The organism is Brevundimonas sp. (assembly GCF_035999125.1).
Lineage (GTDB): Bacteria > Pseudomonadota > Alphaproteobacteria > Caulobacterales > Caulobacteraceae > Brevundimonas.
In genome coordinates this window covers 341087-357979 of the sequence record NZ_DASYGX010000007.1, presented here as the reverse complement: position 1 = coordinate 357979, position 16893 = coordinate 341087, and the positions used below count along the sequence as shown (strand labels likewise).

General features: G+C 68.0%; 20 protein-coding genes and 2 tRNA genes. 11 read left to right on the top strand and 11 right to left on the bottom strand.

Annotated elements, in window-relative coordinates; translation table 11 throughout:
* Positions 1 to 138 precede the first annotated feature (138 nt).
* The gene (locus tag VGN45_RS07445) at positions 139 to 567 is read left to right on the top strand and encodes an organic hydroperoxide resistance protein (protein WP_327460914.1); all 429 of its coding nucleotides are present in this window, start codon (positions 139 to 141) and stop codon (positions 565 to 567) included.
* A 43-nt stretch (positions 568 to 610) separates the two neighbouring features.
* Positions 611 to 1615 (top strand): cobaltochelatase subunit CobS, encoded by a 1005-nt coding sequence (cobS, locus tag VGN45_RS07440; RefSeq protein ID WP_327460912.1) that lies wholly within the window; start codon positions 611 to 613, stop codon positions 1613 to 1615.
* On the opposite strand, the gene VGN45_RS07435 is transcribed toward cobS, so the two are convergent.
* The 7 genes from VGN45_RS07435 to VGN45_RS07405 form a co-directional block, all read right to left on the bottom strand.
* Positions 1612 to 2148 carry a hypothetical protein gene (locus VGN45_RS07435; RefSeq protein WP_327460910.1) on the bottom strand — a complete coding sequence of 179 codons (537 nt, stop codon included), beginning with the start codon at positions 2146 to 2148 and terminating at the stop codon, positions 1612 to 1614. The two genes, cobS and VGN45_RS07435, sit on opposite strands and share 4 nt — an antisense overlap.
* A complete protein-coding gene (locus tag VGN45_RS07430; protein ID WP_327460908.1) occupies positions 2145 to 2486 on the bottom strand; it encodes a HigA family addiction module antitoxin in 342 nt (113 codons plus the stop codon). Before VGN45_RS07430 ends, VGN45_RS07435 begins: the two co-directional genes overlap by 4 nt.
* The gene (locus VGN45_RS07425; RefSeq protein ID WP_327460906.1) at positions 2461 to 2742 is read right to left on the bottom strand and encodes a type II toxin-antitoxin system RelE/ParE family toxin; all 282 of its coding nucleotides are present in this window, start codon (positions 2740 to 2742) and stop codon (positions 2461 to 2463) included. Before VGN45_RS07425 ends, VGN45_RS07430 begins: the two co-directional genes overlap by 26 nt.
* A gap of 37 nt (positions 2743 to 2779) precedes the next feature.
* A complete protein-coding gene (locus VGN45_RS07420) occupies positions 2780 to 3346 on the bottom strand; it encodes an N-acetyltransferase family protein (RefSeq protein ID WP_327460904.1) in 567 nt (188 codons plus the stop codon).
* Positions 3334 to 5547 carry a S9 family peptidase gene (locus VGN45_RS07415; RefSeq protein ID WP_327460902.1) on the bottom strand — a complete coding sequence of 738 codons (2214 nt, stop codon included), beginning with the start codon at positions 5545 to 5547 and terminating at the stop codon, positions 3334 to 3336. Before VGN45_RS07415 ends, VGN45_RS07420 begins: the two co-directional genes overlap by 13 nt.
* Before the next feature lie 77 nt (positions 5548 to 5624).
* Positions 5625 to 6119 (bottom strand): hypothetical protein, encoded by a 495-nt coding sequence (locus VGN45_RS07410; protein WP_327460900.1) that lies wholly within the window; start codon positions 6117 to 6119, stop codon positions 5625 to 5627.
* A gap of 81 nt (positions 6120 to 6200) precedes the next feature.
* Positions 6201 to 6274: transfer RNA gene (locus tag VGN45_RS07405), tRNA-Gln, on the bottom strand.
* 175 nt (positions 6275 to 6449) lie between these two features.
* Here VGN45_RS07405 and VGN45_RS07400 point away from each other — a divergent pair.
* The 4 genes from VGN45_RS07400 to VGN45_RS07385 all read left to right on the top strand — a co-directional run bounded on the left by VGN45_RS07400 (position 6450) and on the right by VGN45_RS07385 (position 10375).
* Positions 6450 to 6526 (top strand) — tRNA-Pro (locus VGN45_RS07400).
* A gap of 164 nt (positions 6527 to 6690) precedes the next feature.
* Positions 6691 to 7749 (top strand): extracellular solute-binding protein, encoded by a 1059-nt coding sequence (locus VGN45_RS07395; RefSeq protein WP_327460898.1) that lies wholly within the window; start codon positions 6691 to 6693, stop codon positions 7747 to 7749.
* A 56-nt stretch (positions 7750 to 7805) separates the two neighbouring features.
* Entirely contained in the window at positions 7806 to 9353 is a 1548-nt protein-coding gene (locus VGN45_RS07390; RefSeq protein ID WP_327460896.1) for an iron ABC transporter permease, read from the top strand.
* Complete coding sequence (locus VGN45_RS07385; RefSeq protein WP_327460894.1) at positions 9350 to 10375, top strand: ABC transporter ATP-binding protein; 1026 nt, start codon at positions 9350 to 9352, stop codon at positions 10373 to 10375. Before VGN45_RS07390 ends, VGN45_RS07385 begins: the two co-directional genes overlap by 4 nt.
* Positions 10376 to 10473: 98 nt before the next feature.
* Here VGN45_RS07385 and ilvC read toward each other — a convergent pair whose 3' ends face one another.
* Positions 10474 to 11493, bottom strand: coding sequence for a ketol-acid reductoisomerase (gene ilvC, locus VGN45_RS07380; RefSeq protein ID WP_327460891.1), 1020 nt, complete (start codon positions 11491 to 11493; stop codon positions 10474 to 10476).
* Between ilvC and VGN45_RS07375 the strand changes: the two genes are divergently transcribed.
* Positions 11492 to 12043, top strand: a complete 552-nt coding sequence (locus VGN45_RS07375) for a DUF924 family protein (RefSeq protein WP_327460889.1) — start codon at positions 11492 to 11494, stop codon at positions 12041 to 12043. The two genes, ilvC and VGN45_RS07375, sit on opposite strands and share 2 nt — an antisense overlap.
* Positions 12044 to 12045: 2 nt before the next feature.
* Here VGN45_RS07375 and VGN45_RS07370 read toward each other — a convergent pair whose 3' ends face one another.
* Both VGN45_RS07370 and VGN45_RS07365 read right to left on the bottom strand, forming a co-directional pair.
* Entirely contained in the window at positions 12046 to 12639 is a 594-nt protein-coding gene (locus VGN45_RS07370) for a hypothetical protein (protein ID WP_327460887.1), read from the bottom strand.
* Positions 12640 to 12728: 89 nt separating this feature from the next.
* Complete coding sequence (locus VGN45_RS07365; protein ID WP_327460885.1) at positions 12729 to 13247, bottom strand: hypothetical protein; 519 nt, start codon at positions 13245 to 13247, stop codon at positions 12729 to 12731.
* 176 nt (positions 13248 to 13423) lie between these two features.
* Here VGN45_RS07365 and VGN45_RS07360 point away from each other — a divergent pair, with 176 nt between their 5' ends.
* The 4 genes from VGN45_RS07360 (at position 13424) to VGN45_RS07345 (ending at position 15814) form a co-directional block, all read left to right on the top strand.
* Entirely contained in the window at positions 13424 to 14281 is an 858-nt protein-coding gene (locus VGN45_RS07360; RefSeq protein ID WP_327460883.1) for a thymidylate synthase, read from the top strand.
* A gap of 286 nt (positions 14282 to 14567) precedes the next feature.
* The gene (locus VGN45_RS07355) at positions 14568 to 14960 is read left to right on the top strand and encodes a hypothetical protein (protein ID WP_327460880.1); all 393 of its coding nucleotides are present in this window, start codon (positions 14568 to 14570) and stop codon (positions 14958 to 14960) included.
* Complete coding sequence (locus tag VGN45_RS07350; protein WP_327460878.1) at positions 14951 to 15481, top strand: dihydrofolate reductase; 531 nt, start codon at positions 14951 to 14953, stop codon at positions 15479 to 15481. The genes VGN45_RS07355 and VGN45_RS07350 overlap by 10 nt, the downstream gene beginning before the upstream one ends.
* Before the next feature lie 12 nt (positions 15482 to 15493).
* Positions 15494 to 15814: a YbjQ family protein gene (locus VGN45_RS07345; RefSeq protein WP_327460876.1), complete on the top strand. Its 321-nt coding sequence runs from the start codon at positions 15494 to 15496 to the stop codon at positions 15812 to 15814.
* Here VGN45_RS07345 and VGN45_RS07340 read toward each other — a convergent pair.
* Complete coding sequence (locus VGN45_RS07340) at positions 15811 to 16887, bottom strand: P-loop NTPase (RefSeq protein ID WP_327460873.1); 1077 nt, start codon at positions 16885 to 16887, stop codon at positions 15811 to 15813. The genes VGN45_RS07345 and VGN45_RS07340 overlap by 4 nt on opposite strands.
* Positions 16888 to 16893: the final 6 nt, after the last annotated feature.

The following is a 16893-nucleotide window of genomic DNA, read 5'->3' as shown; positions in this document are numbered from 1 at the left end:
CGCCCCATCGGAGCTTAGGGCGGCCGTCCACGGGCTTGACCCCGCCGACCGCACGCCCAAGTCTTAGCACACGAATTCGGGGCGCCCTAATGTACGCTGCCGGACGAACCCAACACATTCTCTTGAAGGATTGAAAACATGGACGTTCTTTACCGAGCCCACGCCACGGCCAGCGGCGGCGGCCGCGACGAGGGCCGCTCTCACACCGACGACGGCAAGATCGACGTGCGTCTGTCGGTGCCGACCGAAATGGGCGGCAAGGGCGGCGAGGGCACCAATCCGGAGCAGCTGTTCGCCACCGGCTATGCCGCCTGCTACCTCGGCGCCCTGCGTCTGGTCGCGGGCAAGGCCGGCACGCCCGTGGGGCCGGACACCAAGGTCAACGCCACCGTCGGCTTCGGCCCCAACACGCGCGGAGAGGGCTACAACCTCGACATCGACCTGACCGTCGTCGATCACGGCCTGGACGCCGCGACCATTCACGACCTGATCACGAAAGCGCACGCCGTCTGCCCCTATTCCAACGCCACGCGCGGCAACGTCGACGTGCGGCTGGGGGCGGCCTGATCGCCCGCTGGACCGGGGGGACGTGGCTGATTATGGGAGGCGCATGACCTTCCCGCTCGACGCCACGCCCGACCCCCTGCTGACGCTGGAACCGCACCGGAGGGTGACCGTGCGCGAAGCGTTCGGCGTCGACAGCGACATGACCGTGCCGTGCTTCGACTCGAAGGACAGCCACGTCCCGGAGATCGACGAGGCCTACCAGTTCGACCCCCAGACCACGCTCAGCATCTGCGCCGGCTTCGCCTTCGACCGCCGCGTCATGGTCCAGGGCTACCACGGCACCGGCAAGTCGACGCACATCGAACAGGTGGCGGCGCGCCTGAACTGGCCGACCATCCGCATCAACCTGGACAGCCACGTCAGCCGCATCGACCTGATCGGCAAGGACGCCATCGTCCTGCAGGACGGCAAACAGGTCACCGAGTTCCGCGAGGGCCTGCTGCCTTGGTCGCTGCAGCGCCCGGTCGCCCTGGTGTTCGACGAGTACGACGCCGGCCGTCCGGACGTGATGTTCGTCATCCAGCGCGTGCTGGAGGCGTCGGGCCGCCTGACCCTGCTGGACCAGAACCGGGTGATCCGCCCGAACCCCTGGTTCCGGCTGTTCGCCACGTCCAACACCGTGGGCCTGGGCGACACCACGGGCCTGTACCACGGCGCCCAGCAGATCAATCAGGCCCAGCTGGACCGCTGGTCCATCGTCACCACGCTGAACTACCTCGACCACGACGTGGAGGCCGAGATCGTGGCCGCCAAGGTCCCGGCCTGGCGGGACGCCGAGGGCCGCCGCCGCATCGCCGCCATGGTCCGCGTCGCCGACATGACCCGCAACGCCTTCATGAACGGCGACATCTCCACCGTCATGTCGCCCCGCACCGTCATCACCTGGGCCCAGAACGCCGAGATCTTCGGCGGCGACCTGGGCCTCAGCTTCCGCCTGACCTTCCTCAACAAGTGCGACGAGCTGGAACGCCCGACCATCGCGGAGTTCTATCAGCGGGCGTTCGGGGAAGACCTGCCGGAGGCGGCGACGCGGGTGAAGGTCGGTTAAGTCTTGAGCCGAAGCGGCGTGAAGCTCGCCTGGGCGCACCGCACGACGGCGTCTTTGTATGCGTGAAATGAAGCCGTCGCCCCGTTTACCAGCGGCTCGAAGTGCTCTTTCCAAGATATTTTGTTGTCGTGCCCTTCCAAATAAGCGGCTTTGTGGACTGCCGTCATGTGGTTGAGCGTGTCTAGAGCCGCCCGGACCCTTGCTAACTCCGCTGTCGCGGTGGGAAAGTAGATGCGGGTCAACATCTCGACCCGTCTATTCAAGGTGCCATCGGCCGCGTCTGCATTCCGAATGACGGCATCAAGATATCCGTTATAGTCAATCGCTCCTGTGACGCATCGGTGCAGAGCCACTACATTGATCGACCAAGAATTTTCTAGCGCCTCGATCGAGACGTAGAGATATTCAGCCTTTTGCCGCAGCAGTCCTCGACGCTCGCGCACACCCACCAAAAGATGGCTGACAATGGCCGCGATCGTACCGCTTGCCAGAACAGTTGCGGCTGCAGTCCCGAGATTCATCCAGATCGTCACGCCGCCCTCGGCGTGATCATCTCCAGCGCCGGCCCCAGCTTGCGTCGCTGTTCCATCAGGTCGTGGTCCGCCTGTAGTCCCAGAAAGAACCCCGGCGTCAGGCCCCAGTAGCGCGTCAGCCGCAGGTCCGTGTCCGCCGTGACCGCGCGCTTGCCCAGCACGATCTCGTTGATGCGGCGCGGCGGCACGCCGATGGCCTTGGCCAGCGCCGTCTGGCTCATGCCCAAAGGCTTGAGAAAATCCTCAAGCAGAATGTCGCCCGGTGTCGGATTCTTCAGCCAGCCGCTGGGATGGCCAATGTCGGGAAACCGGTCAGTGGTAGTCGCAGATTTCGACATCGTCGCAGCCTCCGTCGCTCCAGCGGAAACAGATCCGCCACTGTTGATTGATCCGGATCGAATGCTGGCCACGTCGGTCGCCGGACAAGGCTTCCAGCCGATTTCCCGGCGGAACTTTCATATCGTCGACCTTCGCGGCCCGGTTCAGCAGACGCAGCTTCCGCAACGCCGCCTCTTGGATGTCTCCGGGCAGGCGACGAGACCGATCGCCTGACCAAACCTTTTCCGTTTCGCGATCACGAAAGCTGCGGATCATCGGTGACCACCATAACGCATAACGTTATGCCGGGCAATCACGCCAGCCCGCCCCCAAGACTCAACCCCTCCCCCGTCGGCGGCGCGCCGTCGGTCGACAGGTCGAGCTGCATCAGCGTGACGTCCAGCCAGCGGTCGTGCTTCCAGCCGACCTGGCGATAGACGCCGGCCGTCCCGAACCCCAGCGACCGGTGCAGGGCGATCGAGGCGTCGCTGGTGGCCGACTGGCTGATGGCGGCGATGACGTGGCGCAGGCCCTTGTCGCGCGCCGCGCCGATCAGGGCGGTCATCAGGGCGCGGGCGACGCCCCGGCCCCGCGCCGCCTCCTCCACATAGACAGAGACCTCGACGCCGTAGCGATACGCCGCGCGTGGGCGGAAGGGCGACAGATAGGCGTAGCCGGCGAAGGCGCCGTCGATCTCGCCGATCAGCCACGGCAGATTCTTGTCGCGCACGGCGTCGAAGCGCGCCGCCATCTCCGCAACCGACGGCGGCTCCAGCTCGAAGCTGGCCGTGCCGCCCGTCACCTCGCGCCCGTAGAGGGCCGCGACCGCGGCCATGTCGGCGACCGTCGCGGGGCGTATGGTCGGGATCAGGCCCGCCACCCTTCCTCGATCGACCAGATGGCGAAGGCGTAGACCAGGGCGACTTCCTTCAGATAGTCGAACCGGCCTGACGAGCCCGCGTGGCCGGCCTCCATGTTGATCTTCAGCAGCACGGGCTTGCCCGAGATCGTCGCCGGGCGCAGGCGCGCGACCCACTTCTGCGGCTCCCAATAGGTGACTCGCGGGTCCGACAGCCCGCCGGTGGCCAGCACGGCCGGATAGGCCTGCGACTTTACCTGGTCATACGGGCTGTAGCTGAACATGTAGTCGTAGGCCTCGGGGTCCTCGATCGGATTGCCCCACTCGGGCCATTCCGGCGGCGTCAGCGGCAAGGAGGTGTCCGACATGGTGTTGATCACGTCGACGAAGGGCACGTCGCCGATCACCCCGGCCCACAGGTCCGGCCTCATGTTGTTGACCGCCCCCATCAGCATGCCGCCGGCGGAGCCGCCGTGGGCGACGATCTTGCCCGCGCAGCCGTGGCCGGTGCGGATCAGGTGCTCGGCGCACGCGATGAAGTCGGTGAAGGTGTTCTTCTTGGTCATCCGCCGCGCGGCCAGGAACCAGCCCCAGCCCTTGTCCGACCCGCCGCGGATGTGGGCGATCGCGTAGATCCAGCCGCGGTCGACCAGGCTCAGCCGGTTGGTCGAGAAGCCCGCCGCCATGGGGATGCCGTAGGAGCCGTAGCCGTACAGCAGCAGCGGCGCCGTGCCGTTCACCGGGGTGTCCTTGCGGCGCAGGATGGTCACCGGCACCAGCTCGCCGTCCGGCGCCGGGGCATTGACCCGCTCGACGACGTAGTTGGCCGGATCATGGCCCGAGGGGATCTCCTGCACCTTGCGCAGGGTCCGCTCGCGCGTCTTCAGGTCATAGTCGTAGGTCGAGGTCGGCGTGGACGGCGAGTTGTAACCATAGCGCATGACCGTGGTCTCGAACTCCGACGCCCCGCCCAGCGACAGGGAATAGGCCGGCTCGTCGACGGCGATCTCGTGCTCGGCGCCCGCGCGGTCGCGGATGACGATGCGGGTGTTGGCGTCGGCCCGCTCCTGCCGCGCGATGAAGTCCTTCACCAGGGCGACGCTCTCGACGTAGCGGCCGGGCATGTGCGGGATCAGGTCCATCCAATTCGCCTTGCCCGGTGCGTCGGTCGGAGCCTCGCAGACCTTGAAGTCCTGGGCGCCGTCGGCGTTGGTGTGGATGATCCAGCGGTCGCCCCAGTGGTCGGCGTCGTACTTGCGCGCCTCGACCCGGGGCTCGATCACCCGCGGCGCGGCCGTCGGGTCGTCGCCGGGGATCCAACGGCTCTCGGACGTCTCCTGATTCTGGATGCCGATGATCATGAAGCGGTCGTCGGACGTGCGCCCGACGCCGATGAACATGCCCTCGTCCTCTTCTTCATAGACCAGGGTCGTCTCGCCCCCGCGGGCCGGACGGCGGAAGATCTTGTCCGGCCGGCCGTTGTCGTTGCGGTTGGTCCAGAAGATCCACCGGCCGTCGGGCGAGAAGGTGAAGCCGCCGGTCGCCGACTCGATCGGCTCACCCACCAGCTGTCCGGTCGCCAGGTCTTTGATGTAGATGCGATAGACCTCCGACCCCTGCGCGTCTTCGGAATAGGCGAACAGCGCATGGTCCGGGCTGGCGCCGGCCTGCCCCACGTCGGAATAGGCCTTGCCCTCGGCCAGGGCGTTGGCGTCCAGCAGCAGCTGCGGCGTCGGCGCGGTGACGAAGGTCTTCGTCACGACCTGCCCGTCCTGCATCCAGGTGCCCTGGCGCTCCACGCGCATGTAGCGGGGATGCTGGTCGCCGGTGCGGTACTCGGTGAAATACTCCCACGGACCGCGGGCTGAGGGCACGGACGAATCGTCCTGTTTGATCCGGCCCTTCATCTCCTCGAACATCTGGGTCTGCAGCGGCACGGTCGAGGCCATCATCGCCTCGCGATAGGCGTTCTCCGCCAGCAGGTTCTCCTTCACATCGGCCTTGATCAGGGTCGGATCACGCAGCACCGCCTGCCAGTTGTCGTCCTTCATCCACTGGTACTCGTCCACCCGGGTCCGCCCAAGTTGCTCGATGGTGACCGGGATCTTCTTGGCGACGGGTGGGGTGGGCATCTGCGCTCCGGACGGGCGGGAAAGGACGGGCCCCGCGACGGCGAGGCCGGCGGCGGCGGCGGTCGAGGCGATCAGATCGCGACGGTTCATGACGGAGTCCCCCTAGCTGTGACCTCAGGTTTCCGCCCCGCAAGCGGCGCCGTCAAATGAAGAAAGGGACAGACGCCTCAGTAGGTCGAGCACTGCGCGATCAGCGCCGCGCGCTGCGGTCCAGGGAGATGTCCCATGGCCGAGCCCGGGTTGCCCGCGAAGGCGCGCATGATCTCCGAAAGCTGGGCGTTGGAGCGCACGAACCCCTGCCGCCTCACGACCGAGGCGGCCCAGCAATCGGCCTGGCTCTCGCTGTGCCCAGGCAGCAGGGCGTGGTGCGCGCATTCGTGGGCGAAGACGAACACCTGCACCAGCGGGGTCATCCGACGCATGGCGTCCGGATTGAAGGCGATGAACATCGACCCGTTCGGATAGCGCCGGGCGATGGCCGCGTCGCCGATGTTGCGGTCGAACCAGATCGGCACCGCCATGTTGCGGTAGTCCCGACAGCTCAGCGGCACCCCGCCTACCGTGACCGACCAATACGGACCCTGTTGCGCCCGAACCGGGGCGGGCGTGGCCAATGATGCGATCAACGAAACGGCGGCGGCGACGGCGGACAAGATCTTCATGTCGGCACTCCCTCCTCGAACGCGCCGACGGTGCCACGCGCGCGCGGCCCAGGACACCGATTCAATCTGACGAAGAGGCGGTGGCTGGGGAACTAGGACTCGAACCTAGAATGACGGTACCAAAAACCGGAGTGTTACCATTACACCATTCCCCAGCAGGTCCGGCGCAACCCGCCGAGCGGCGGGAGGGCGGTCAGATACGCCAAGCGTTTTCGGGATGCAACAGGGCGCCGCACGCATCTTTCGGCGCACTGCCCGAACAATCTCCGAAACCCGTCCAATGGTCGCTTGCGGGGCATGGGGGCCGTCGCTATAAGCCCGCCTCCAAGTCGGAGTGTGGCTCAGTCTGGTAGAGCACTGCGTTCGGGACGCAGGGGTCGCAGGTTCGAATCCTGCCACTCCGACCATCTTTCCCGCCCTATCGCTCGGCGCGCGGCGCCTCGCTGCTTGAGGGCGATTTTCCAACACGTGAAGCAGGATCGGGCCGGCGCCCACGCGGTCGCGACTTTGCGATCTGCTCTTGCGATCAATTCGCAAAAGGCTTAGGCCGACGTCAGCAAAGGAGATGCCCATGACGCTGCGTCGGACCCTGATGGCCTGCATGGCCGCCCTCGCCCTGCCCCTGGCCGCCTGCGGCGATCAGGCGGACAAGGCCAAGACCGACGGCGCGGGCGGCGAGCGCGTGCTGAACCTCTACACGGCGCGCCACTATGACGGCGACCTGCAGGTCTATGCCGCCTTCGAGAAGGCCACGGGCATCAAGGTCAACCGCATCGAGGGCAACGCCGATCAGCTGATCGCCCGCATGCAGGCGGAAGGCGCGGCCAGCCCGGCCGACGTCTTCATCACCGCCGACGCCGGCGCCCTGTGGCGGGCCCAGAACGCCGGCCTGCTGCAGCCGATCACGTCAAAAACCCTGATGACCGCCATCCCCGCCGCCCTGCGCGAGCCCGAGGGCCACTTCTTCGGCGCCAGCCGCCGCGCCCGCGTCGTCGCCTACGACTCCACCAAGGTGCGCCCGGAAGAGGTCGACACCTATGAGGAGCTGGCCTCGCCCCGCTTTCGCGGCAAGCTGTGCGTCCGCTCGTCGGACAGCGTCTACAACCTGTCGCTGGTCGGCGCCCTGCTGGAGGCCTGGGGCCCCGAGAAGACCCGCCAGTGGGTCGAGGGCGTCGTCGCCAACATGGCCCGCCCGCCCGAGGGCGGCGACCGCGACCAGATCCGCGCCGTCGGCGCCGGCGTCTGCGAGGTGGCGATCACCAACAGCTACTATTTCATCCGCATGGACCGCTCGACCGACGCGGCCGACGTGGCGCTGACCGACCGGGTCAAGCTGGGCTTCCCCTCGCTTAACGGCCAGGGTGCGCACGTGAACGTGTCGGGCGGCGGCGTGGCCAAGAATGCGCCGCATCGCGCCGAAGCGATCGCCTTCCTGGAGTTCCTGGCCTCGCCCGAGGCACAGGTGCTGAACTCGGAACTGAACAATGAATTCCCCGCCGCGAACGGCGTCCAGGCCCCGGCCGGCGTGCGTGAGTTCGAAGGCTTCACCGCCAATCCGATGAACGTCTCGGTCTATGGCCGGCGTCAGGCGGCGGCCCAGTCGATCATGACCGCGGCAGGGTGGCGCTGACGACGACCCGCATCGATCCCGGAACAGCTCCCGTCGTCAGGCGGGGGCCGTCTCCTTTGCGCGTCCTCGGCCTTCTGGCGGCGCTGGTCGCGGTTCTGCCGCTTATCGGAGTGGGGGTCGCCGCCGCCTCGGGCCAGACGGCCGACATCGCCGCGACCGATCTCGGCCGCTACGCCCTGACGTCGGTCGCCCTCGCGGCGCTGGTGGGGGCGATCACCGCCGTGCTGGGTTCCGTCGCCGCCTGGCTGGTGGTGATGCATGAGTTTCCGGGACGCGGCGTCTTCGCCTGGGCCCTTGCCCTGCCCTTCGCCATGCCGGCCTTCGCGGTCGCCTATGCCTATGCCGACCTGTTCGACGTGGCGGGCGAGCTGAACACCTGGCTGCGCGCGACCGCCGGGTTCGCCCTGCCCTTCCAGATGCGCAGCCTGTGGGGCGCGGGCTTCATTTTGGGGTTCGCCTTCTTTCCCTACGTCTACCTGGCCATGCGCGCGGCCTTCGTGAACCTGCCGGTCCACGCGCTGGAGGCGGCGCGCAGCCTGGGCGCCTCGCCGCGACGCGCCTTCCTGTCCGTCGCCTTGCCCATGGCCCGACCGGCGCTGGCGGCAGGCGTCGCCCTGGCGGTCATGGAGACCCTGGCCGATTACGGCGCGGTTCAGTTCCTCAGCGTTCAGACGCTGACGACCGGCGTGGTGCGGGCCTGGTTCGTCTACGGCTCTCTGGCCTCGGCCGCCCAGTTCGCCCTGCCCCTGCTGGGCGCCGCCGCCCTGCTGCTGTGGATCGAGCGTGCCGGTCGCCGCAGCCGCGCCTATGGAACCGCCGGCGCGAAATGGCGGCCGCTTCCCGTCACCCGCCTGACGGGCGCCCGGGCGGCGGCGGCCTTCGGCTACTGTCTTCTGCTCCTGACGCTGGGTTTGCTTCTGCCCGCCGGCTGGCTGGCCTGGTCCTCGATCGACGTTCAGCCGGACTGGCCCCGCCTGATCTCGGCGACCCGCAACACCGTGACCCTCGGCGTCGGCGGCGCCGTGGTCACCGTGGTCCTCGCCACGGCCCTCGCGCTGGCCGCCCGCAGCCTGCCGCTGACGGCGCGGGTCGCCAGCCTGGGCTACGCCACCCCCGGCGCGGTGATGGCCATCGGCCTGCTGCTGCCCGCCGCCTGGATCTGGAGCGTCGTGCCCGGCGGGTCGGGCAACGTCGTGGCCGGTCTGGCCCTGCTGCTCTACGCCTATGCCGCCCGGCTGATGGCCGCGGCGCTGGAGCCGGTGGACGCCGGCCTGTCGCGCATCACGCCGTCGATGATCCACGCGGCGCGCGGCCTCGGCGCGAGCGAGGGCGCGGCGGCCTGGCGGGTCCAGCTGCCGATCGCCGCCCCGGCCCTGTTCACCGCCGCCATCGTCGTGCTGGTCGACGTGCTGAAGGAGCTGCCGGCCACGCTGATCCTGCGGCCGTTCGACTTCGACACCCTGGCCGTCATCGCAGACAACTATGGGCGGGACGAGCGGCTGGCCAACGCCGGCTGGCCTTCGCTGATCCTTGTGGCGCTGGCCCTGCCTCCCGTCATATGGCTGAGCCGCAAGGTGGCGCACGCGCGTCCGGGAAGTTCATGAGCGAGCAGGCGACGATCACCGTGCGGGGCGCGACCCGCTGCTATGGCCTCAAGACCGCGGTCGAGGGCGCGGATCTGGACCTGCGCGCCGGCCGCATCACCTGCCTGCTGGGACCGTCGGGATCCGGCAAGAGCACCCTGCTGCGCCTCATCGCCGGCTTGGAGCCGGTCGACGCCGGCGAGATCCGTTCGGGCGAGCGGGTGCTGTCCGCCGCCGGCCGCACCGTGCCGCCGGAGGCGCGCGACGTCGGGCTGGTTTTCCAGGATTACGCCCTGTTCCCGCATCTGACCGTGCGCGACAACGTCGGCTTCGGCCTGCGCCACCTGCCTGCCGCCGACCGCAAGGCCCGCGTCCACAAGGCGCTGACCGACGTGAAGCTGGCCGACCGGGCGAAGTCCTGGCCCCACTCTCTGTCGGGCGGCGAGCAGCAGCGCGTGGCGCTGGCGCGTACCCTCGTGCGCGAACCGCACACGGTCCTGCTGGACGAGCCCTTCTCGGGCCTTGACGCCCATCTGAAGTCGGAGGTCCGCGAGGGCTTGCTGGAGACGCTGAAGACCGCGAGCGCTGCCGTGCTGCTGGTCACCCACGACGCGGGCGAGGCGCTGATGATGGCCGACGATCTGGTGCTGATGGACGGGGGACGGGTGATCCAGTCGGGCGATCCGCAGGAGTGCTGGGCCCGGCCCGCCTCGACCGCCGCCGCCCGCCTGCTGGGAGAGGTCAACCGCCTGCCGGCCCAGGTCGCAGCCGGCGTGGCCCGCACCCCGCTGGGCCCGGTGCCCGCACCCGGATTGCCGGACGGCCCCGCCGCCCTGCTGATCCGGCCGCAGCACATGACGCCGGGCGCCGAAGGCCTGGAGACGACGGTCGAGACCACCCGCTTCGGCGGCGCCTTCAGCGAGGTCGGCGCCCGCCTTGGCGACGACCGGGTGCACCTGCACGTCCCCGGCGTGATCGCCCGCCCCGGCGACGTGGTCAGGATCCGGGCCGATCTTTCGAAGGCCACAGTGGTTGCCGATTGACCTCGAACAGGAGCGCGGACCTCCAGGTCCGCGTCTTGGCGGCGTCGCCGGCAGGTCGTCAGTCATACGCGACTTCGCGGACCTGGAGGTCCGCGCTCCTAAGGCGACTTCGCCCTTTCCGCCACGGCCTTCAGATGGGTCCCCACCGCCTCGATCCGGCGCTCGCGAAGCGCGGTGCGACGGGCCAGCAGGTCGGGCGATCCGGCGTCCCGATCCGTCATCAGGCGACGCACGAAGTCGCCAGACTGAACCTCCTGTAAAACCTGATCCATCGCCGATTTCGAAGCCTCGCCGATCACGCGCCCCCCGGTCAGATAGGCGCCGTACTCCGCCGTGTTGCTGATCTTCTCGAACGCCCCCGCCACGCCGCGTTCGAACATCAGGTCGGTCACCAGCTTGACCTCATAGAAGCATTCGAACCACGCCACCTCGGGCGGATAGCCGGCGTTGACCAGCTTCACGAAGGCCGCGTCGATCAGTTCGGCCACCCCGCCGCACAGCACCACCTGCTCGCCGAACAGATCGCTCTCGCATTCGTCCTTGAACGTCGTCTCCAGAATGCCCTTGCGCCCACAGCCCAGCGCCGCCGCATAGGACAGACCCAGCGAGTGCGCCCCGCCGGTCGCGTCCTGATGCACGCCGAACAGGCAGAACACCCCCTCGCCCGCCTCGTACAGGTCGCGGATGCGCGGGCCGATGCCCTTGGGCGAGGCCAGGATGACGTCCAGATCCGGCCGCGGGTCGACCAAGCCGAACCGCACCGAAAGGCCGTGGGCGAACACCAGGGCCGCGCCGGGCCTGATCGCCGGCTCCAGCTCGTCGCGCCACAGGTCGCGGTGCGCCTCGTCCGAGACCATGACGGCGACGACGTCTGCCCCCGCCGCACCCTCGCCGGCGGTCATGACCGTGAAGCCGTCCGCCTCGGCCTTCGCCCGCGTCGCCGATCCCGCCTTCAGCCCCACCACGACGTCGCTCACGCCCGAGTCGCGCAGGTTCAGCGCATGCGTCCGTCCCTGGCTGCCATAGCCGATCACGGCGACGCGCTTGCTCCTGACGATCGAGAGATCGCAGTCGCGGTCATGGAAGACGGGCAAAGGGGCGTCTAGGTAATGGGTCATGACCCCAGACATATCGCCTTCCGACGTCGTCGCCTTCTGGAAAGAGGCGGGCCCTGCCAAATGGTTCAGGAAGGACGACGCCTTCGACGCCCTGTTCCGCCGCCGCTTCCACGACGCCCACGTCGCGGCTGCTCGGCGGGAGCTGGACGGGTGGGCCGACACGGCGGAGGGATCGCTGGCCCTGCTGATCCTGCTGGACCAGTTTCCCCGGAACGCCTTCCGCGACACCGGCCACGCCTTCGCCACCGATCCGCTGGCCCGCATGTTCGCCCGCCGCGCGCTGGACGCCGGCCATGACCTCGAAATCGAGGGCGACGTCCGCCGCTTCTTCTACCTGCCGCTGCAGCACTCCGAGGACATGGTCGATCAGGAGCGCCAGGTGGAGCTGTTCCAGACCCGCATGGAGCGGAAGCCGGACGACCGCTGGGCCGAGCATCACCACGGCGTCGTCGCCCGCTTCGGCCGCTTCCCCCACCGAAACGCCGCGCTCGGACGCGAGACGACGGCGGAAGAGGCGGCTTTTCTGGAAGGCGATGGGTTCAGAGGCTGAGTTCAGAAATTCACGACGTTGTACGACCGCATTTCGGATTGTGTCAGGCATCGGATTCCGGCGGCCGGTTGCTGGTACATGACTTCGCTGAGAAGCCGGCGCGAAACCCCCATCCTGATCATGAAGTCGTTCTGATCCGTCGCCAGAAGCGCCGACGACTCCTCGTACTCCGTCAATGAAGCGGCCAAACCGGCTTGGCCTCGCTCGCGAATGGCGCGCTCGGTTCGCCCGGTCTCGATGTCGTTGCGGGTGGCGGAGAACATGTGAACTGCGTACTGGCCGCCTTCGTCGACACTTCGGATGGGTCCGCCCAAGAACGCGAAATTGCACGCGCTGACGCACCACCAACCGGATGGAACTCGCGTCGGAATTCCCCAATCGCGGATGATCTTGCCCATTCGCGGGCCTTCCACGGCGATGCCGCCGGGCGAGTTGAACCAGATCTCATCGATCGGAATGTTGGCTCTGATCGCGGCGTCGAGATTGAAAGAGGCGGTGGCGTCCACCCTCCCCTCAACGATCAAGATCTTCTGGCCCGTCCTGTAGTCGATTCGATAGATCGTCGAGTTGCCGCTCGGGAACTGGGAGGCCGGCATCTGTGGGCAATTCGGCCACGCTTGTGCCCCCGCGCAGACGGCCTGGCTGCCCCAGAGGACGAGAATGGCGGCCGCGCTCCACCGAGCGCTCACGCCCGCTCCTGTTTCAGCCAGCGACCACCTTCGCCCAGGCAGTAGTTCTCGATCACCGTGACCTCTTCGCCGTCGGCGATCGCAACCTCGGTGACGTCCCGACAGACCGTCCCACTTCTGAGCACTCTCTCGCGCGTCACAGAACTGCTGCCCGACACTCCCGCGCGGTCGGCGCTCTCCCAACCGACGTTGGAGCCGACGCCGCCTTCCAGAGCCCGCGTGGTCGCCTCTTCAGCAGCTTGTCGCTCTCCCGGAGTGAGCATGCAGGCGATCGAGTCCGAAACGAAGGATCGAACGTTCCGGCGCGTCGAGTAGGACAGGCCGCTTCCGCGCAGTTCTCTGCCGACCCAGTCTCCCGCGATGTCGCCGACCAGCCCGCCGAGACCCCGGTCGTTTCGGTTCCTTCCTCGCCCGGTATCTCGCTCGCAGGCGTCCTGGTCGCGCCTGTACTCGACGTCCGCGTCGGCGACGGGGGACGGGGCGGCAGCTTCCGGCGCCGACCAGACAAACAGCATCAGTGGCGCACATGCGCGCGCCAAAATCCCATTGAACACAGTTACCCCCCCCTGCAGCCTGAATGAAATCACATCATTCGCCGAGCATGAGTCAACTGCCGTTCTGCGAAGCTTTTGTGGAAGACCCGGTGGCGGATCATCGCCAGTGCGGGGAATCTCAGCCACACTGCTCGTCCATGACCGCCCTCGCCCCCCGTGCCCTGATCGAAGCCGAGACCCATGCCGCTCCGGCCGACCATCCGGAATGGCAGTATCTGAACCTGCTCTCCGACATTCTCGACAACGGCGCCGAGCGCGGCGACCGGACCGGCACCGGCACGCTGGGCGTGTTCGGCCGCCAGATGCGGTTCGATCTGTCGAAGGGTTTCCCGCTGCTGACCACCAAGAAGCTGCATCTGCGCAGCATCATCGTGGAGCTGCTGTGGTTTCTGCGCGGCGAGACCAACATCGCCTGGCTGAAGCAGAACGACGTCCGCATCTGGGACGAGTGGGCCGACGCCGAGGGCGAGCTGGGGCCGGTCTACGGCAAGCAGTGGCGGTCTTGGTCGGCGCCCGACGGCCGCGTGATCGACCAGATCGAAAAGGTCGTGCAGTCGCTGCGCACCAACCCCAACAGCCGGCGTCACATCGTGACGGCGTGGAATCCGGCCGACGTCGACGACATGGCCCTGCCGCCCTGCCACTGCCTGTTCCAGTTCTTCGTCGCCGACGGCAAGCTGAGCTGCCAGCTGTACCAGCGCTCGGCCGACGTCTTCCTGGGCGTGCCGTTCAACATCGCCAGCTATGCGCTGCTGACGCACATGATGGCGCAGGTCGTGGGGCTGGAGCCCGGCGAGTTCGTCCACACCTTCGGCGACGCCCACCTGTATCTGAACCACGTCGAGCAGGCGCGGGAGCAGCTGAGCCGCACGCCGCGCCCCCTGCCCCGCCTGTCGCTCACGCCCCGCGACGATCTGTTCGCCTTCGCGCGCGACGACGTGACCATCGACGGCTATGAGCCCTGGCCGCACATCAAGGCCGCGGTGGCGGTGTGACTCGAACGTGTATGGCGCTTTGCACGAGGTTGTGTTAGAACAAAGCAAGAAACTTGGAGGCTGATTTGGCGAAGACCCCAACTAGTTCCTATGGACATCGAGTGTTTGTCGGCGACTCCGTATCTACGGCACGTCAGACGGCGATCGGGCCCAAACCTGCCGCCCAACACTCACCTGTCGAGGTGAGGGGGAGCGTATCCACGACGAGCCAGATTGCTAAGCCGCCAACCAAATCTGGCGGTTGACGTTGGAAGCAAGAGATGTGGCTGCCATAGTATCAGCGATTGTGACGTCGCTGTCGCTGTTCGTTGCGGCAATCGCCTTTCGGCGAACCTATCTCACCAATGATTTCACGCTCTGTCGTGGGCTGTCGGAAGAGATCGAGACGCGCTGGAACTTGCTCCATGCTGAATCCGACTCTGAAAAGTATTACGACCGCTTGGTGGACGTTCTAAATCACTACGAGCGGGCTGCGATGTACGTGAACAGCGTGCGTGTAATGCGGTCAAGAAGTCTAAAAGGGCTAACTCAGCAAATGGTCGAGACACTGTCTCGGAACTGGGACGGACCAGCTTTCCAAAAATGCTTCCGCGAGCACTGCAGCTCGCCAGAAACCTACACCGAAATTCGCCTGATGATGCGTCGTGGTGGCCACTTCAAGGTGCTGGAATGCGGCTAGCTCTCGTCGTCGCGCGCGCCCGCAACGGCGTGATCGGGCGGGACGGCGGCCTGCCGTGGCGGCTGCGGTCGGACCTGCAGCGGTTCAAGGCGCTGACGATGGGCAAGCCGTGCCTGATGGGGCGCGCGACGTGGGAGAGCCTGCCGCTGAAGCCGCTGCCCGGTCGGCTGAACATCGTGCTGACCCGCGACGAGGCTTGGGGCGAGGACGGCGAGGCCAGGACCGCCATGGGGCAGGCCCTCATCAGCCGCTCGCTGGAGGAGGCGCTGGAGATCGCGCGCGAGCAGGCGGCGGAGGACGTCGTCGACGAGATCTGCGTCATCGGGGGGGCGAAAATCTATGCCGAGACCCTGCCACGCGCGCGCCTTCTGCACGTCACCGAGGTCGAGGCCGAACCCTCCGGCGACGTCTTTTTTCCGGCGTTCGACGAGGCCGCCTGGGTCGAGATCTTTTCCGAACGGCACGAACCGGGCGAGAAGGACGACCACGCCTTCACCTTCCGCACCCTGGAACGCCGCTAGAGGACATTCGCCATGCTGGTGACCACCGCCAACGACCTGCCCGGCCTGCGCATCACCCGCACGATCGGCGTGGTGCGCGGCATCACGGTGCGCTCGCGCAACCTGGTTTCGGACGCCATAGGCGGCGTCCAGTCCATGCTGGGCGGCCGCGTCGGCGCCTACGTCAAACTGGCCGAGACCGCCCGCGCCGAGGCCTATGACCACCTGCTGGAACAGGCCCGCGCCGCCGGCGCCGACGCGGTGATCGCCATGCGCTACGACGCCAACGAGATCATGCCGGGCATCACCGAGGTGCTGTGCTACGGCACGGCGGTGAAGACCGAGGCGGCTTAAAGCCCAAGCTGGCCCGCCACCGCCACCGCCGCCGCGAAGGCCGCGAACCGCCGCGCCGTCTCGCCGCCCGGCTCCACGACCACCAGCGGCCCGCCCGCGTCGCTGGCCCGGCGCAGCGCCCCGTCCAGCGGCAGGTCGCCGAGGAAGGTGACGCCCAGACGCGCCGCCTCCGCCTCCGCGCCGCCACGACCGAAGACCTCGCCGGTCATGTTCTCGATCAGGCCCAGCGTCGGCACGCCGACCTTCTCGAACAGGGCGTGCGCCCGTCGCGCGTCGGCCAGGGCCAGCTCCTGCGGCGTCGCAACGATCACGGCCCCGTCCAGCGGGGTCTTCTGGATCAGGGTCAGCTGTACGTCGCCGGTGCCGGGCGGCAGGTCGACGACCAGCACATCCAATGGCTCGGCTTCCGTGCCCCAGCGCGTCTGGGTCAGCATCTGGGTCAGAGCCTGCGACGCCATCGGCCCCCGCCACACCATGGCGTCGGACGCCTGGGTCAGCAGTCCCACCGACATGGCCTTCAGCCCGTGCGCCCGATGCGGCTCGATGGCGCCGTCGACGTAGTCCGGCTTGCCCGAGATGCCGAGGAGCGTCGGCAGCGACGGGCCGTAGACGTCGGCGTCCAGCACGCCTGCCGACAGCCCCCGCGCCGCCAGCGCCGCGGCCAGGTTCACCGCGACGGTGGACTTGCCCACGCCGCCCTTGCCGCCGGCGACGGCCAGCACCTTGCGGACGTGGGCGGGCCGCTCGGTGGGGACGGGCGCGCGTGGGCGCGTCTGGTCCACAGCTTCGTTCGACAGCGACGCCGTCCGGCGGCGCGGGGACGCGGGCGACGCTTCGGCCGTCAGCACGACCGACGTCCGCGCCATCCCCGGCAAGGCCTTCAGCGCCGCCTCGGCCGCGTCGCGCACCGGGGCATACAGCGCCGCGTCCGCCGCGGGCACGTCGAGCGCTAAACCGGCGCGGTCCTCGGCGACCACGAGCCCCTGCACCCGACCTGAGCTCACCAGCCCTTGGCCTGTTTTGGGGTCGACTATCCGGTCGAGGGCGGCGAGGACGTCGTCTTTGCTGAACATGCGCCG

Bases quoted from the DNA above. Each gene is read 5' to 3' on its own strand.
- VGN45_RS07385 (WP_327460894.1), top strand. From the start codon at position 9,350: ATGAGCGAGCAGGCGACGATCACCGTGCGGGGCGCGACCCGCTGCTAT.
- VGN45_RS07445 (WP_327460914.1), top strand. From the start codon at position 139: ATGGACGTTCTTTACCGAGCCCACGCCACGGCCAGCGGCGGCGGCCGC.
- VGN45_RS07360 (WP_327460883.1), top strand. From the start codon at position 13,424: ATGACCGCCCTCGCCCCCCGTGCCCTGATCGAAGCCGAGACCCATGCC.
- VGN45_RS07340 (WP_327460873.1), bottom strand. From the start codon at position 16,887: ATGTTCAGCAAAGACGACGTCCTCGCCGCCCTCGACCGGATAGTCGAC.
- VGN45_RS07350 (WP_327460878.1), top strand. From the start codon at position 14,951: ATGCGGCTAGCTCTCGTCGTCGCGCGCGCCCGCAACGGCGTGATCGGG.
- ilvC (WP_327460891.1), bottom strand. From the start codon at position 11,493: ATGACCCATTACCTAGACGCCCCTTTGCCCGTCTTCCATGACCGCGAC.
- cobS (WP_327460912.1), top strand. From the start codon at position 611: ATGACCTTCCCGCTCGACGCCACGCCCGACCCCCTGCTGACGCTGGAA.
- VGN45_RS07365 (WP_327460885.1), bottom strand. From the start codon at position 13,247: ATGCTGTTTGTCTGGTCGGCGCCGGAAGCTGCCGCCCCGTCCCCCGTC.
- VGN45_RS07395 (WP_327460898.1), top strand. From the start codon at position 6,691: ATGACGCTGCGTCGGACCCTGATGGCCTGCATGGCCGCCCTCGCCCTG.
- VGN45_RS07375 (WP_327460889.1), top strand. From the start codon at position 11,492: ATGACCCCAGACATATCGCCTTCCGACGTCGTCGCCTTCTGGAAAGAG.
- VGN45_RS07430 (WP_327460908.1), bottom strand. From the start codon at position 2,486: ATGTCGAAATCTGCGACTACCACTGACCGGTTTCCCGACATTGGCCAT.
- VGN45_RS07415 (WP_327460902.1), bottom strand. From the start codon at position 5,547: ATGAACCGTCGCGATCTGATCGCCTCGACCGCCGCCGCCGCCGGCCTC.
- VGN45_RS07410 (WP_327460900.1), bottom strand. From the start codon at position 6,119: ATGAAGATCTTGTCCGCCGTCGCCGCCGCCGTTTCGTTGATCGCATCA.
- VGN45_RS07370 (WP_327460887.1), bottom strand. From the start codon at position 12,639: ATGCCGGCCTCCCAGTTCCCGAGCGGCAACTCGACGATCTATCGAATC.
- VGN45_RS07345 (WP_327460876.1), top strand. From the start codon at position 15,494: ATGCTGGTGACCACCGCCAACGACCTGCCCGGCCTGCGCATCACCCGC.
- VGN45_RS07425 (WP_327460906.1), bottom strand. From the start codon at position 2,742: ATGATCCGCAGCTTTCGTGATCGCGAAACGGAAAAGGTTTGGTCAGGC.